Origin of the sequence: Devosia riboflavina (assembly GCF_000743575.1) — a bacterium.
Taxonomy (GTDB): Bacteria; Pseudomonadota; Alphaproteobacteria; order Rhizobiales; family Devosiaceae; genus Devosia; species Devosia riboflavina.
On sequence record NZ_JQGC01000006.1, the window covers coordinates 150,116 to 164,530 of the forward strand.

The 14,415-nt window shown below is 63.3% G+C and carries 12 protein-coding genes; 10 read left to right on the forward strand and 2 right to left on the reverse strand.

What is annotated here, in order from left to right; all coding sequences use genetic code 11:
* Window positions 1–34 precede the first annotated feature (34 nt).
* The 10 genes from JP75_RS08060 (at window position 35) to JP75_RS08105 (ending at window position 12,484) form a co-directional block, all read left to right on the forward strand.
* Window positions 35–916 carry a LysR family transcriptional regulator gene (locus tag JP75_RS08060; RefSeq protein WP_035081398.1) on the forward strand — a complete coding sequence of 294 codons (882 nt, stop codon included), beginning with the start codon at window positions 35–37 and terminating at the stop codon, window positions 914–916.
* A 237-nt stretch (window positions 917–1,153) separates the two neighbouring features.
* Window positions 1,154–2,170 (forward strand): substrate-binding domain-containing protein, encoded by a 1,017-nt coding sequence (locus tag JP75_RS08065; protein ID WP_035081401.1) that lies wholly within the window; start codon window positions 1,154–1,156, stop codon window positions 2,168–2,170.
* An 80-nt stretch (window positions 2,171–2,250) separates the two neighbouring features.
* Window positions 2,251–3,777, forward strand: coding sequence for a sugar ABC transporter ATP-binding protein (locus JP75_RS08070; protein ID WP_035081404.1), 1,527 nt, complete (start codon window positions 2,251–2,253; stop codon window positions 3,775–3,777).
* 74 nt (window positions 3,778–3,851) lie between these two features.
* Window positions 3,852–4,775: an ABC transporter permease gene (locus JP75_RS08075; RefSeq protein ID WP_035081953.1), complete on the forward strand. Its 924-nt coding sequence runs from the start codon at window positions 3,852–3,854 to the stop codon at window positions 4,773–4,775.
* Window positions 4,776–4,802: 27 nt separating this feature from the next.
* Window positions 4,803–5,780, forward strand: a complete 978-nt coding sequence (locus JP75_RS08080) for a sugar-binding transcriptional regulator (protein ID WP_035081407.1) — start codon at window positions 4,803–4,805, stop codon at window positions 5,778–5,780.
* Entirely contained in the window at window positions 5,770–6,765 is a 996-nt protein-coding gene (locus tag JP75_RS08085; RefSeq protein WP_035081410.1) for an aldo/keto reductase, read from the forward strand. Before JP75_RS08080 ends, JP75_RS08085 begins: the two co-directional genes overlap by 11 nt.
* A gap of 57 nt (window positions 6,766–6,822) precedes the next feature.
* On the forward strand, window positions 6,823–8,553 hold the full coding sequence (locus tag JP75_RS08090; protein ID WP_035081412.1) for a glycerol-3-phosphate dehydrogenase/oxidase: 1,731 nt from the start codon (window positions 6,823–6,825) through the stop codon (window positions 8,551–8,553).
* Window positions 8,544–9,383, forward strand: a complete 840-nt coding sequence (locus JP75_RS08095; RefSeq protein ID WP_035081415.1) for a class I fructose-bisphosphate aldolase — start codon at window positions 8,544–8,546, stop codon at window positions 9,381–9,383. The genes JP75_RS08090 and JP75_RS08095 overlap by 10 nt, the downstream gene beginning before the upstream one ends.
* A complete protein-coding gene (locus JP75_RS08100; RefSeq protein ID WP_035081417.1) occupies window positions 9,376–10,893 on the forward strand; it encodes an FGGY-family carbohydrate kinase in 1,518 nt (505 codons plus the stop codon). Before JP75_RS08095 ends, JP75_RS08100 begins: the two co-directional genes overlap by 8 nt.
* The gene (locus JP75_RS08105) at window positions 10,883–12,484 is read left to right on the forward strand and encodes a GMC family oxidoreductase (RefSeq protein WP_035081420.1); all 1,602 of its coding nucleotides are present in this window, start codon (window positions 10,883–10,885) and stop codon (window positions 12,482–12,484) included. The genes JP75_RS08100 and JP75_RS08105 overlap by 11 nt, the downstream gene beginning before the upstream one ends.
* 24 nt (window positions 12,485–12,508) lie before the next feature.
* On the opposite strand, the gene JP75_RS08110 is transcribed toward JP75_RS08105, so the two are convergent.
* Window positions 12,509–13,249 carry a ribonuclease activity regulator RraA gene (locus JP75_RS08110; protein WP_035081423.1) on the reverse strand — a complete coding sequence of 247 codons (741 nt, stop codon included), beginning with the start codon at window positions 13,247–13,249 and terminating at the stop codon, window positions 12,509–12,511.
* 11 nt (window positions 13,250–13,260) lie between these two features.
* Entirely contained in the window at window positions 13,261–14,415 is a 1,155-nt protein-coding gene (locus JP75_RS08115; RefSeq protein ID WP_035081426.1) for a mandelate racemase/muconate lactonizing enzyme family protein, read from the reverse strand.

Consider the following 14,415-nt stretch of genomic DNA (forward strand, 5'->3'; position numbering starts at 1 on the left):
AAAAATCGAATCCGTTGTGCGGAAAGTGTAGTCAATGAACTGGGACGACGTGCGCATCTTTCTCTCGGTCGTGCGACACGGCCAGATATTGGCTGCCTCCAGGGCTCTCAACCTCAACCACGCCACAGTCGCCCGCCGCCTCACCGCCCTTGAGGAGGACCTTGGCAGCGTTCTCCTCCGTCGCCACACCCAGGGTGCCGAACTGACGCCCTACGGTGAAAAGTTTCTCGTGCACGCCGAAGCCATGGAAAGCGCCGGCCTAGCCGCACACGGCCTCACCGGCACCGATAGCGCCGGCGAAGGTACGGTGCGTATCGGTGCCCCCGATGGCTTCGGTGTCGCCTTCCTTGCCCCGCGCCTCCACGAACTGTCCGAGCGCCATCCCCAGTTGCGCGTCGAACTCGTTCCCGTGCCGCGCGCCTTTTCGCTGTCCCGTCGCGAGGCCGACATAGCGGTGACCATGGAACGCCCGCGGGAAGGGCGGCTCATTGCCCGCAAGCTCACCGACTACGCCCTCGGCCTTTATGCTGCACAAAGCTATCTCGCCCGATATGGCAGCCCCGAATCCCTCGAAGACCTCAAGCAGCATCGTCTCGTGGGCTATGTGGAAGACCTGCTCTTTTCCGCTTCCCTCGATTACACGGCCGAGTTTCACAAGGAATGGCGCTCCACCATCGCCGTCTCTTCGGCCATGGGCCAGACCGAGGCGGTTCGTTCCGGCGCCGGCATTGGCATCCTGCACGCCTTCATGGCTCGCCGAGCACCAGACCTCATCCCGGTCCTGCCGCAACACAGCCTCACTCGCTCCTATTGGACCGTCTGGCACGAGGACCTGCGCGGCTCTCGCCGCGTCGCCATCGTCTCGGATTTTCTGACAGAGCTCGTCACCCGCGACCGCGCGATCTTCTCGGCCTGAAAAACCGCCGCGACGCGACCTGACGGCAGCGGGCAGGGCGGTTCACTCCGCTCGCCATCCACGTCTTCCCTCCTTCCAATACGGTCTTTACTGAAATAAATTTCATGTAAAGAAAAATTGCGCAAGTCGCTTGACGGCGACCAGAATCGTCCGCTATCGATGGGGTGTTGGAAAAAATATCAACGCATGGGAAAAATTGCTGGCGGGAGGCCAGCGATGTCCTGAGGAGGAGATCGAATGCGTATGAACAAGAGCGCGCTGAGCGTGGCTTTGCTGGTCGGCGTCAGCCTTGGCGGGGCAGGGACGAGCTATGCCCAGGCCGGTTTTCAGTGTGAACCGGGCGAAACCTACGTCATGAACGTCATGGTTTCGGCCCACCCCTATTGGGTGCCGGTCTATCAGGGTTTCAAGCAGGCCGCCGAGGCCATGGGCTGCGAAACGGTATTTTCCGGCACGCCCGACTATGACATCGCCAAGCAGATCGCCTCGTTCGAACAGGACCTGATCAAGAAGCCGGCGGGCATTCTGCTGCACCCGATGCAGGCGGACCCGTTCATCGAGCCTATCAACCGCGCCATCGAGGGCGGCGTCGAGATCGTGACCTTCGCGGCCGACTCGCCCAATTCGAACCGCACCGCCTATGTCACTTCGGACAACGTCGCCGAAGCCAAGTTTGCGGCCGAGGAGATCGTCAAGCAGGTGGGCGATGCGGGCCAATATGCTGTGCTCGAAAACCCCGGCCAGAGCAATCACGACCTGCGCGTGACCGCCTTCATCTCCTATATGGAAGAGAACTATCCGAATATGGAACTGGTCGGTCGCCAGGCCACCAACCAGGATAGCAACGCGGCCTATCGCGCCACCGCGTCCATTCTCCAGGCCAATCCCGAACTCGACGCCATGTGGATCCCTGAAGCGGGCTCCGCTGAAGGCGCCGTCGCGGCGGTTCTCGAAGCCAAGGCCGACGTGCTCATCATGCATGCCGACGTCACCCCGACGACGCTCGAGCACATCAAGGCCGGCAATATCCACATGGCGCTCAATCCCAACCAGGGCATCCAGGGTTTCATGGGCTTCGTCGCCACCTTCATGGCAGCCCATTCGGACATGTTCGACCCGTTCAACGACTACAAGGTCTCCGGCTACAACCCCATGCAGATCCCCTTCGTGGACAACGGCTTTGCCGTGATCACCAAGGAAAACGCCGACTCGTTCGACCTCGGCGTCTACATGGAAGGCCGCGATCCCACCTGATCCCCTTGTTTCCTGACGAACCGCTCGCGCCGGACCATTTGGGTTCGGCGCAGGCACCAGGTGCAATGCGAGCGACGACCATGTCCGATGTCATTCTCAAGGTGAGCCATCTCAGCAAGGCCTTTGGTGCAATCCAGGCCCTGCGCGATGTGCAGTTCGAGCTGCGGCGCGGTGAAATCCATGCGCTGGCAGGCGAGAACGGCGCCGGCAAATCGACGCTGATGAACATCATCGACGGCATTCTGCAGCCCGATAGCGGCGAGATCAGCCTCGATGGCCGCCCGGTGCGCATATCGTCGCCCGCCGCCGCCCAGCGCCTCGGCATCGGTCTCGTGCATCAGGAGATCGCGCTGTGTCCTGACATTACCGTTGCAGAAAACATCTTCATGGCGGCGACCAATGCGAGTCGCTTTCTTCTGGTCGACTATGCCGGGCTCCATCGCCGCGCCGCCGAAATCCTGTCCGGCCTCGGCGACATCGATCCCTCGGCGCTTGTCCGCAGTCTCTCGATCTCCCAGCAGCAGCTGGTCGAGATCGCCAAAGCCCTAACGCTCGATTGCCGTGTGCTGATCCTCGACGAACCCACGGCCGCCCTGACGGAAAAGGAAGCCACGGTCCTTTTCGCCATCATGCATAGGCTGGCAGCCGAGGGCATCGCCATCATCTATATCTCGCACCGCATGGCCGAAATCTTTGGCCATTGTGATCGGGTCTCGGTGTTTCGAGACGGCCAATATGTGGTCACCCACCAGGTGGCCGAAACCACGCCCACCGACATCGTCAATGCCATGGTCGGCCGCGTGGTGGACAATCGCTACCCAGCCAAATTCCAGGGCGACAGCCTCGCGGCGCCAGCCATTCTCGAAGTCGAGAACCTTTCGAGCCCCGGCCTCTTTTCCGATGTGAATTTCACGCTTCGCCGCGGCGAAATCCTCGGGTTCGGCGGCCTGATCGGCGCCGGCCGCAGCGAAATCGTCAAAGGCATCTGCCGCATCGATGAGACGGCCACCGGCACGGTGCGCCTCGAAGGCAAGCCACTCGACGCCCGCCGCTATCAGCAGAGCATCAAGGAAGGGCTGGTCTATCTATCCGAGGACCGCAAGGGCGATGGCCTGTTCCTCGACATGTCCATTGCCGCCAATGTCTCGGCGCTGCGCCTCGGCCTTGTCAGCAAGGGCGGCATCATCGATCAGCGCCGCGAAAACCAGCAGGCCAGCGATCTCGGCCGGCGCCTCAATCTCAAATGCGGCCATGTCCGCCAGCCGGTATCCGCCCTGTCCGGCGGCAATCAGCAGAAGGTGGCTATCGCCAAGATGCTCTCGGTCAACCCGAAGGTGATCTTCCTCGATGAGCCGACGCGTGGCGTCGATGTCGGCGCCAAGCTCGAAATTCACCGCATCCTGCGTGACCTCGCCAATGCCGGGGTCGGCATCGTGGTCATCTCGTCCGAACTGCCCGAATTGATCGGCGTCTGCGATCGCGTCCTCGTGGTGCGCGAAGGCCGCATCAATGGCGTGGTCTCGGGCGACGCCATGACCGAACAGAACATCATGTATCTGGCCTCAATAGACGCCGAACAGGCGCGGGCCGGGGGAGCAAGACCATGACCACTCAGATTGTCGAAGCACAGACGGGCAAGTCGCCGGGCAGTACCGGTTCCGGCTGGAAACGCCTCGCCGGCATGCGCGAAATCGGGTTGATCCTGATCATCCTGGCGCTCTTCGCCGCGATGTCCTTTGCCTCGCCCTATTTCCTCACCTGGGAAAACATGCGCGCCATGGCCATGGCCTTCGCCGTGGAAGGCATCGTGGTGGTCGGCATGACCATCCTGCTCATCTCCGGCGGCATTGACCTTTCGGTCGGTTCGGTCACTGCGTTGGCCATGGTCATCGCAGGCCTGCTGTTCCTCAACGGTGTCGATCCCTGGACGGCCTCGCTGATCGCCATTCTCGCCTGCACCGCCATCGGCGCGCTCATGGGCTTCTTCGTCACCAAGGTCGGTTTGCACCATTTCATCGTGTCGCTCGCCGCCATGGTGATTGCCCGCGGCGCCTGTCTCCTCGGCACTGGTGGACGTCCGCTCGGCCTCTTCACGCTACCACCTGAGTTCAAGTTCATCGGTCAGGGCTCGATCGGCGTCATTCCCGTCGTCATCGTGATCTTCGTGGTTGTTGTCGTCGCCTTCGACTTCATGCTGCGCCGCACCACCATGTTCCGGAAGGTTTTTTACACCGGCAGCAACGAGAAGGCGGCCGCCTATTCCGGCATCCGCACCAAGAAGGTGATCTTCCTCACAACGACGCTGTGCTCTGCCCTCTGCGGCTTTGCCGGGGTCATCTACATGGCCCGCTTCGGTTCGGCCCAGCCCACCTTCGGTGTCGGCATGGAACTCAACGTCATCGCCGCGGCGGTGATCGGCGGAGCAAGCCTTTCGGGCGGCTCGGGCACCATTTTTGGCGCCATCCTCGGAACGATCCTGCTTTCGGTGGTTTCGAGCTCGCTCGCCTTGCTCGACGTATCGGTCTACTGGCAGGACATTATCCGAGGATCGATCCTGCTCGCTGCCGTGACCATCGACCACTACCTCAGCAAGCGGCGCAGGTGATCCATGTTCAGGCGACTGGGTGACGAGATGACCGAAAACAGCGACTTCGAAGCAACGCGCCAGATCTACACCGTGCTCGTGATGCACTTCCTCGAGGGCCACAAGCAGTCTGACATTGCCGAGGCGCTGAACCTGTCGACCTCCAAGGTCAACCGGCTGATCGCCCAGGGGCGCAAGCAGGGCATGGTGCGGATCGAGATCGAGTCGCCTTTCCAGCGGCTCGTTGAAATCGAACGCCTGCTTGTCCAGGCCGCCGGTCTCGGCAGCGCCGTGGTCACGCCCACGGTGTCAGGCAATCTCGATACGACCCTGAAACAGGTCGGCCGTGCCGCCGCCAATCAATTGCTTGAATCGCTGCGCGACGGCGACGTCATCGCCATCACCGGCGGCAAGGCGGTCAGCGCCGTGGTCGACAATCTCGATCCCGAACGCACCTTCGATGTCACCGTCGTGCCGCTCACCGGCGGCGTGCAGGGCAAATACTATACCGACGTCAATCACCTGGCCTCGCGTCTCGCCGAACGGCTGGGCGGCAGCACCCATCTCGTCCATGCCCCGCTTTTTGCCGAAAGCATCGAGCAGCGCGACATGTTGATGGAACTGGGCTCGGTCAAGGAAGCGTTCCAGCTTGCCCGCAAGGCCGCCATTGCCCTCGTCGGTATCGGCTCCATCCAGACGCCGGGTTCGAGCTACTACGACCTTCATCCCGACTCCACGGCCGACCGCGAACGCCTGACCAAGAGCGGCGTCGTCGCCGAATTCCTGGCCCACCTCATCGGCGAAAACGGCGAAGTCGCCGACTACGCCCTCAATTCGCGCCTCGTGGCCCTGTCGCCCGGTGATCTCGCCGGCTGCCCAAAGGTCATCGGCGTTGCAGCCGGGGCCGAAAAGGTCCTGCCGATCCGCGCGGCCCTCCGCGGCCACTATCTCAATTCGCTTGTGCTCGACGAAGAAACCGCGGCCGGCGTGCTCGACAAGATGGAAAGTAAGCAGAATGTCGCCTGATGCGAACAAGCGAGAGATCGGCGCCTCCGGCATAAAGGCTTCGGCCATCGGCCTTGGCACCTGGGCCATTGGCGGCTGGATGTGGGGCGGTACGGAAGAATCCGAATCCATCGCTGCCATCCAGGCGTCCATCGATGCCGGCATAACCCTGATCGACACCGCCCCCGCCTATGGCCAGGGCCTTGCCGAAGAACTCGTCGGCCGCGCCATCAAGGGCCGCCGCGACAAGGTGGTGCTTGCCACCAAATGCGGCCTCGTCTGGCACACCACCAAGGGCCACCACTTCTTCGATTATGACGGCAAGCCCGTGCACCGCTATCTCGGCCGCGATGCCATTTTCTACGAGGTGGAACAGAGCCTCCGCCGCCTCGGCACCGATCACATCGATCACTACATCACCCATTGGCAGGACCCGACGACCCCAATCGCCGAAACCATGGACGCCCTTGTCGAGCTCAAGCAGCAGGGCAAGATCGGCTCCATCGGTGCCAGCAACGTCTCGGAAGCCGACCTCAAGGCCTATATCGCCACAGACGCGCTCGATGCGATCCAGGAGGAATATTCCATGGCCCGCCGCGGCATCGAGAGTACGCTGCTCCCGCTCTGTCGCGAGAACAACGTTTCGGTCCTCAGCTATTCCTCGCTCTCGCGCGGTCTTCTCACCGGCAAGGTCGGTGCCGATCGCGAGTTTTCGGGCGACGACCAGCGCCGCACCGACCCGCATTTTTCCCTCGGCAATCGCGAGAAGGTCGGCCGGCTAATGGCCGACATCGCCCCTATCGCTGCGGCTCATGGCGCCACGCCGTCGCAAGTCGTCATCGCCTGGACCATCAGGCAACCGGGCATCACTTTTGCCCTTTGCGGTGCGCGCAATGTCAGCCAGGCGCGCGAAAATGCGGGGGCCGCCGAAATTGACCTGAGCCCGGACGAAATCACCACCATCAGCGAGGCCGTCACCCGGCAACTCGTCCAGCTCGACGCCTGACCGAACCCAAAGCACCGAACTTTTCAACGCTGTCGCAAGACAGCGAGGGGTACTCTATTGTCTCAACAACGACGCGACAGTTTCGAACAGATCGGTGCCGATGGCGCCTTCGACGTCATCGTCGTGGGTGGTGGCATCAACGGGATCGGCGTTTATCGCGAGCTGGCCCTGCAAGGCCTGCGCGTGCTCCTCGTCGAGCGCAACGATTTCGCCTCCGGCTGCAGCGCCGCCCCCTCGCGCATGATCCACGGCGGCCTTCGCTATCTCGAAAACGGCGAGTTCTCCCTCGTCCGCGAATCCCTCCGCGAGCGCGATGCCCTGCTTGCCAACGCCCCCCACATGGTGCGGCCATTGCCGACCACCGTCCCCATCACCTCGCTTTTTTCCGGCCTTCTCAACGGCGCGGCGAGTTTCCTCGGTTTTTCCGGCCGGCCCGCCCCACGTGGCGCCGTACCGATCAAGATCGGCCTCTGGCTCTATGATTGGACCACCCGCAACCGCCGCGTCTTGCCGCCGCATAGTTTTCGTACCGCTGCTGAAACATTCAAGACCTGGCCCAAGCTCACGCCGCGCCTCACCTATTCCGCCACCTACTACGACGCTTGGATCAGCTATCCCGAGCGCCTGGCCCTCGAACTCGTGCTCGATACCAAGCGCCTCGCGCCAAACAGCCTCGCGCTCAACTATGCCGAACTGGTGCCCGAAAACGGCGGCTATGCTCTCCTCGACAAGCTGACCGGCCGCCGCTTCCCCGTCTCCGCCCGCGCCATGGTCAACGCCACCGGCGCCTGGCTCGATGAGTCCCTTGTCGCCCTCGGTGCCGCCAAAAAGGACCACGAGAACTTCGTCTCCGGCACCAAGGGCTCCCACATAGTGCTCGACAATCCCGCGCTCTTCGAAGCGCTGGGCGGGCACATGATCTTCTTCGAGAACGAAGACGGCCGCGTCTGCATCGTCTTCCCCTATCTGGGCCGCGTGCTCGCCGGCGCCACCGACATCCGCGTCGATAGCGCCGAGCGCGTCGCCTGCTCGGATGAAGAACGCGACTATATCATCGGCGCCCTGCGCGGCGTTTTCCCCGCGCTGACAATCACATCCGAACAGGTCGTCTTCAGCTTCAGCGGCATTCGCCCGCTACCGCGCAGCGACCAGCAATTCACCGGCCGCATTTCGCGCGGTCATTTCGTGCACCGCATCGACGGCGACGTACCGCAATTCTGCATGGTCGGCGGCAAGTGGACCACGTTCCGCGCCTTCGCCGAACAGACCGCCGACGCGGTTCTGGAAGCCCTCGGCCAGGAGCGCCTCGCGGACACGCTGGCCCTTCCCATCGGCGGCGGCGAGAACTTCCCCAAGAGCCCGGCCGATCTCGTCCAGCGCCTGACTTCGCGTCACGGCATCGCGACAGATCGCGCCACCCGCCTCGTCGACCTCTACGGTTCCCGCGCCGAAGACGTCCTGGTCTTCTGCCGCGCCTGCACGGACGACGAACCGCTCGACTCCGGCACAACGCTGACGTCAGCCGAGATCGTCTTCCTCACCCGGCATGAACATGTCGCCGATCTCGCCGATCTCGTGCTCCGCCGCCTGCCGCTCGCCATCACTGGGGCGATCTCGGCCAGCCGCATCGCTGCCATCGCCGCTATTGCCGCAGCCGAACTCGGCTGGAGCGCCACCGAAACCGCCGCGCAAATCGCCCGGCTCACAAACGAACTCGCAACCTATCACGGCGTCACCGCAGAAATGCTGGCGCTGAGGACCGACGAAAGGAACCAGCCATGCGCGTGAGCAGCAAGGCCCGAATGAACCGACTCTTTGCCAATGGCGGCTGCCTCGACGTCGCCATCGACCACGGCGTCTGCAACGAACCGAGCTTTCTTCAGGGTCTCGAAGACATGGCCGGCGTCGTCGATGCCCTCGTTGACGCCAAGCCCGACGCCATCCAGATGGCCTATGGCCAGGCCGACCTGCTGCAGTCCCGCCCGGGCAAGGACAAGCCCGCGCTCGTGATGCGCATCGACATGGGCAATCCCTACAATGCTCAGCGCCACAGGGTCATGTGGTCCATGCTGCAGAACCACGAAGAGCCCATCATCGGCGCGCTCGAAATGGATGCCGCCTGCGTGGTGGTCAATCTCTTCATGCTGCCCGACGAGCCCGAGCTTTTCCGCCAGTGCGTCGCCAATATCAGTCGCGTGCGCGCCGACTGCCTCAAATACGGCATGCCCCTGATGATCGAGCCTCTGGTCATGCTCCCCAATGATATTCGCGGGGGCTATCAGGTCGATGGCGATGCCGAAAAGATCGTCACCCTCGTGCGCCTCGCCTCAGAAATGGGCGCCGATATCATCAAGGCCGACCCAACCGACAATCCCGATGATTTCCACCGCGTGGTCGAAGCTGCCCGCGTGCCGGTTCTGGTGCGCGGCGGGGGCAAGGAGGACCTCAAGGCCGTGCTCGCGAAATCAGCCCGCTTGATGGGGCAGGGCGCCAAGGGCATGGTCTACGGGCGCAATATCTATCAGCATGCCAATCCGCGCGCGGTCGTATCCGCCCTGATGGCGATCATTCATCAGGGCGCCAGCGGCGAGCAAGCCTGGGACGTGTACAATGGCTAATCCGCAACGCTACCTCCTCGGCCTCGACGCGGGGAACACCGTCATCAAGGCCGTGCTCTTCGATCTCGCTGGGCGCCAGATCGCCGCCCACAGTCTCGATGGCGCGACCCACAAGCCGGCCGCCGGCATGGTGGAGCGCTCCGTCGGCGAACTCTGGGCCAATGCCCAGATCGCCATTGCCCGCTGCATCGAAACCGCTGGGATCGACCCCAACGAGATCGCCGCGATCGGCACGGCGGGCCATGGCAATGGCCTCTATCTTCTCGATCGCGCCAACCAGCCGCTCCTGGGTATCCAATCCCTCGATAGCCGTGCCGCTGCGCTGGCCGCTGCCACCGACGAGGCCGTCGGCGCCGCGCTCCACGCCGTCTGCCTCCAGCGCCCCTGGCCCTCGCAGACCCCGATGCTGCTCGCCTGGCTCAAGCAGAACCGCCCCGAAATATACGCTCAGGCCGGCACCTTGCTCTATGCCAAGGACGTGATCACCTGGCACCTGACCGGGACGCTCGCCACCGACATTTCCGATATGTCCGGCGCCGGCCTCCTGCGGCTGCCCGAGGCCGAATATGACGACGAGCTTCTTCGCCTCTACGGCCTCGAAGACGCCCGCCATCTCCTCCCCGCCCTGCATCAGCCGAGCGCCATCGTCGGCACCGTCACCTCTGACGCCGCCGCTGCAACCGGCCTTGCCGCCAGCACGCCGGTCGTCGCCGGTCTCTTCGACGTCGTCGCCTCCGCCATGGGCTCTGGCGCCGCCCTGCCGGGTTCTGCCTCGGTCGTTGCCGGTAGCTGGTCGATCAACCAGGTCTTTTCCGATACCCCGGTGCAAGACGACCGCGTCTTCATGGTCGCCGCCTATGGCCCCTCGCGCTATGCCAATATGGAAAATAGCGCCACGTCGGCCGCCAATCTCGAATGGTATGTCCGCACCCTAATCGAGCGTGGCCACCATCACGACGACCCGTTCGGCGTCGTCAACGCGCTCGTCGGCGAAACCACCCCATCCCCCGATGATCCGCTGTTCCAGCCTTTTATCTATGGTGGCCGGCTCGGTGCCCACTATCGCGGCGGCTTCTTCGGCCTTGCCGGCTGGCATGGCGAGGGCCACATGCTGCGCGCGCTCTTCGAGGGGGTCATGTTCGAGCATCGCCGCCATATCGGCGTTCTGGCCGACGCCGGCGTCGGCCTCTCGCAAGCCGTGCTCTCGGGCGGCGGCGCTCGCTCGCCCCATTGGCCGCAAATGTTCGCCGATGGCCTCGGCGTGCCCGTAACCGTCGCTGAAGCTCGCGAAACCGGTGCGCTTGGCGCCGCCATGATGGCCGCCATCGGGGTCGGCATCTATCCCGACGAAATCACCGCCGCTGCCGAAATGACCCGGCCGGTAAGAACCTACCAGCCACAAGCCGATATGGGCCGGCACTATAACAGGCGCTACCATGCCTGGACCGAACTTAACGCGGCGAGCCAAATTGCTTGGCGTGCGCTGGCGGAGCCCCCGCATGCAGATTGACGGCCAATATGACTACATTATCGTCGGCGCGGGCACGGCGGGCTGCGTGCTCGCCAACCGCCTGACGGAGGATCCGCGCAACCGCGTGCTCCTCCTCGAAGCCGGTGGCAGCGACAACTACCACTGGGTCAACATCCCCGTGGGCTACCTCTATTGCATCGGCAATCCGCGCACCGACTGGATGATGAAGACCGCCTCCGAACCCGGCCTCAATGGCCGCTCGCTGGTCTATCCGCGCGGCAAGGTTTTGGGCGGCTGCACCTCGGTCAACGGCATGATCTATATGCGCGGCCAAGCGGCGGATTATGACCGCTGGCGCCAGGCCGGCAATGTCGGCTGGGGCTGGGACGATGTCCTGCCATATTTCCGCAAGTCCGAAGACCACCATGGCGGCGAAAGTGATCTCCATGGCTCCGGAGGCGAATGGAAAGTGTCGCGGCAGCGCCTCCGCTGGGACATTCTGGAAGCCGTGCAAAAGGGCGCCGAGGAATTCGGCATCCTGCCGCGCGCAGATTTTAACGACGGCAACAACGAAGGCTCCGGCCTATTCGAGGTCAATCAGGCCGGCGGCCGCCGCTGGAACACGGCCCGCGGTTTCCTGCGTCCGGCCCTCAAGCGTCCAAATCTGCGCCTCCTCACCAAGGCCGAGACCCAGTCACTAATCCTCGAAGGTCGCCGCATCGTTGGTGTTCGCTTCCTTCAGGGCGGACAGCTCCGCGAGGCGAGGGCAGGGCGCGAAGTGCTCCTCGCCGCCGGCGCCATCAATTCCCCAAAACTGCTCGAACTCTCCGGCATCGGCCGCCCGGACATCCTGCAGGCGCACGGCATTCCCGTGCGGCACGCCATGAGCGGCGTCGGTGAAAACCTGCAGGACCACCTGCAGATCCGCACCGTCTATCGCGTCACCGGCGCGCGCACCCTCAACACGCTCTTCCATAGCCCCCTGGGCAAGGCGCAGATCGGGCTCCAATACGCCCTGATGCGCAGCGGCCCCATGTCCATGGCGCCGAGCCAGTTCGGCATGTTCACCAAGTCGGATCCGTCGCTCGACACGCCCGATCTCGAATATCACGTCCAACCGCTCTCAACGAACCGGCTGGGGGAGCCGCTGCACGACTTCCCGGCCATCACCGTCTCGGTCTGCAATCTGCGGCCGCACAGCACCGGCAATGTGCACATCACCAGCACCGATCCGCAGATCCAGCCCGATATCCGCCCGAACTATCTCTCCGCCGATCACGATCGCCAAGTCGCTGTTCGTTCGGTGCAACAGGCCCGCCGCATCATGACGGCCAGAGCGCTCCAGCGCTATCGCCCCGAGGAAATCCTGCCGGGCCCAAAGGTCGAGAGCGAAGCCGACCTGCTCCACAGCATCGGCGACATCGCCACCACCATCTTCCACCCCGTCGGCACTTGCCGCATGGGTGTCGATGCCGAAGCCGTGGTTGCCCCCAACCTCCGCCTCAATGGCTGTGAGGGCCTCCGCATCGTCGACGCCTCCATCATGCCCCACATTGTCTCCGGCAACACCGCCAGCCCCGTCATCATGATCGCCGAAAAAGCAGCCGACCTGCTGAAGGCAGGCCGATAGTTTCGCAGCCGGCGTTCTGGTCGCTCATCCAACCGGATTGGTCTTGCGCCATTCCTCATATTCGCCGCGCGCATCCTGATGCAGCGGATAGTAGCGCTGGAGCGGTGCGCCCTGCTTGAGTTTCATGCGGGAAAAGTCTTCCCATTCGTGGTGCTGGCTTGAACGCTCGATGACTTCAGCGGCAAGGGCCGCCGGAACGCAGACCGCGCCGTCATCATCAGCGACGATGATATCGCCGGGCATGACCGTGACACCGCCACAGGCGATGGGCGTATTGACCGCAAAAGGCATGAGATTGGTCTGTGTGTGGAAATTCGGCGTCCAGCCACGGATCCACATCGGAATGTCGAGCTTGCTCAGGTTTGGCCGATCGCGCAGGGCGCCGTCGATCACCATTCCCGCGCCGCCGCGGCCGCGGAAATAGGTCGACATCATGTCGCCAAGCACACCGGCCGTCATGTCGCCGCGTGCGTCAACCACGACAATGTCGCCCTCCTGCACATGATAGAGCACATGGCGGTGGAGCTGTTTTTCCGGGTCCGAATATTCGCCGTCGCCGTATAGGTCCTCGCGCTTGGGCATGAATTGCAGCGTCAGCGCCGGGCCGGCTATGGCCTTGCCGAACTGCTGTGCTACGGGGCCGAGAATGTGGCAATTGCGAATGCCCATATGTGCCAGCGTCGAGGAGGCCGAGGCGGCCCCGACAGCCAGTATGCCGGCGATAAGGTCTTTGGACGGACGGACGATATCAGGCGTATGCGTCATGATCTTGCTGCCTACCAGTTGGTGACCGAGCCGTCATTGCGGCGGAGATGCGGGGCTTCCCAGAATTTGAAGGTTTGGCGTTTGACCGCCTCTTCATCGACTTCGACGCCGAGACCCGGCGCAGTCGGCACGTCATAGACCGCGCCGCGCAACTGCGGTTGGACCGGGAAGATCGAGCCATCGCCAAAACCGTTATAAAGCTCACCGGGCGAGGCGCGGGTTTCGAGCCAGGAGAAGTTGGGGACTGCGGCGCTGAAATGGAGGGTCGCGGCGGTACAGATCGGCCCCAGCGGATTGTGCGGCATCACGTCGACATAGTGGGCTTCGCTCCAGCCCGCGACTTTCATGGACTCGGTGAGGCCGCCGACATTGCAGATGTCGATGCGATTGAACTGGTGAATGTCCCGCTCGATATAGGGGAGGAACTGCCATTTGCTGGCAAACTCCTCGCCAATGGCGAAGGGAATGTCGGTCATTCTGCGGAGGGCTTCGTAAGCCTCCGGCGTTTCGTCACGGATCGGCTCTTCGAGGAAATCCAGCGTGCCGCTGGGCATCTTCTGGCAGTAACTCGCGGCTTCGGCGACGCTGAGGCGGTGGTGATAGTCGATGCCGAGCACCACTTCATCGCCCAGGGCTTCGCGGGTTTTGACGCACCACTTTGCGGTTTCAGCGATGCTGGCGCGTGGCTCGAAGATCTGCGGATTTTCGTGGCCGTGGGGGAAGAGGCGAATGGCGTTCCAGCCGAGCTCCATCAGCTCCTTGGCCTGGTCGATCATCTGCGGGCCACAGGGGCCGCGGACGGTCGCGAAAGTAGGGATGTGGTCACGCTGTTTGCCTCCGAGCAGTTCGTAGACCGGCACGCCGAGCGCCTTACCCTTGATGTCATGGAAGGCGAGATCGAGGGCCGACATGGCGGCGGTGAGGACGCGGCCGCCTTCGAAATATTGGCTGCGATACATTTCCTGCCACAGCGCGCCAATGGCCATCGGGTCGCGGCCGATAAGAAACTCGCGAAAATGCTCGAGCGCGCCGACGACCGCCTTCTCGCGGCCGGAGAGGCCGCTTTCGCCCCAGCCATAAATGCCTTCGTCGGTCTCGACCTTGACGATGAGCTGGTTACGCGTGCCGACCCAGGTGGGGTAGGGGATGATATTGGTGATCTTCAT

Excerpts from the sequence above, each read along its gene's own strand:
- JP75_RS08085 (WP_035081410.1), top strand. The coding sequence starts at position 5,770 with ATGTCGCCTGATGCGAACAAGCGAGAGATCGGCGCCTCCGGCATAAAG.
- JP75_RS08080 (WP_035081407.1), top strand. The coding sequence starts at position 4,803 with ATGACCGAAAACAGCGACTTCGAAGCAACGCGCCAGATCTACACCGTG.
- JP75_RS08105 (WP_035081420.1), top strand. The coding sequence starts at position 10,883 with ATGCAGATTGACGGCCAATATGACTACATTATCGTCGGCGCGGGCACG.
- JP75_RS08060 (WP_035081398.1), top strand. The coding sequence starts at position 35 with ATGAACTGGGACGACGTGCGCATCTTTCTCTCGGTCGTGCGACACGGC.
- JP75_RS08075 (WP_035081953.1), top strand. The coding sequence starts at position 3,852 with ATGCGCGAAATCGGGTTGATCCTGATCATCCTGGCGCTCTTCGCCGCG.
- JP75_RS08070 (WP_035081404.1), top strand. The coding sequence starts at position 2,251 with ATGTCCGATGTCATTCTCAAGGTGAGCCATCTCAGCAAGGCCTTTGGT.
- JP75_RS08095 (WP_035081415.1), top strand. The coding sequence starts at position 8,544 with ATGCGCGTGAGCAGCAAGGCCCGAATGAACCGACTCTTTGCCAATGGC.
- JP75_RS08115 (WP_035081426.1), bottom strand. The coding sequence starts at position 14,415 with ATGAAGATCACCAATATCATCCCCTACCCCACCTGGGTCGGCACGCGT.
- JP75_RS08100 (WP_035081417.1), top strand. The coding sequence starts at position 9,376 with ATGGCTAATCCGCAACGCTACCTCCTCGGCCTCGACGCGGGGAACACC.
- JP75_RS08110 (WP_035081423.1), bottom strand. The coding sequence starts at position 13,249 with ATGACGCATACGCCTGATATCGTCCGTCCGTCCAAAGACCTTATCGCC.
- JP75_RS08065 (WP_035081401.1), top strand. The coding sequence starts at position 1,154 with ATGCGTATGAACAAGAGCGCGCTGAGCGTGGCTTTGCTGGTCGGCGTC.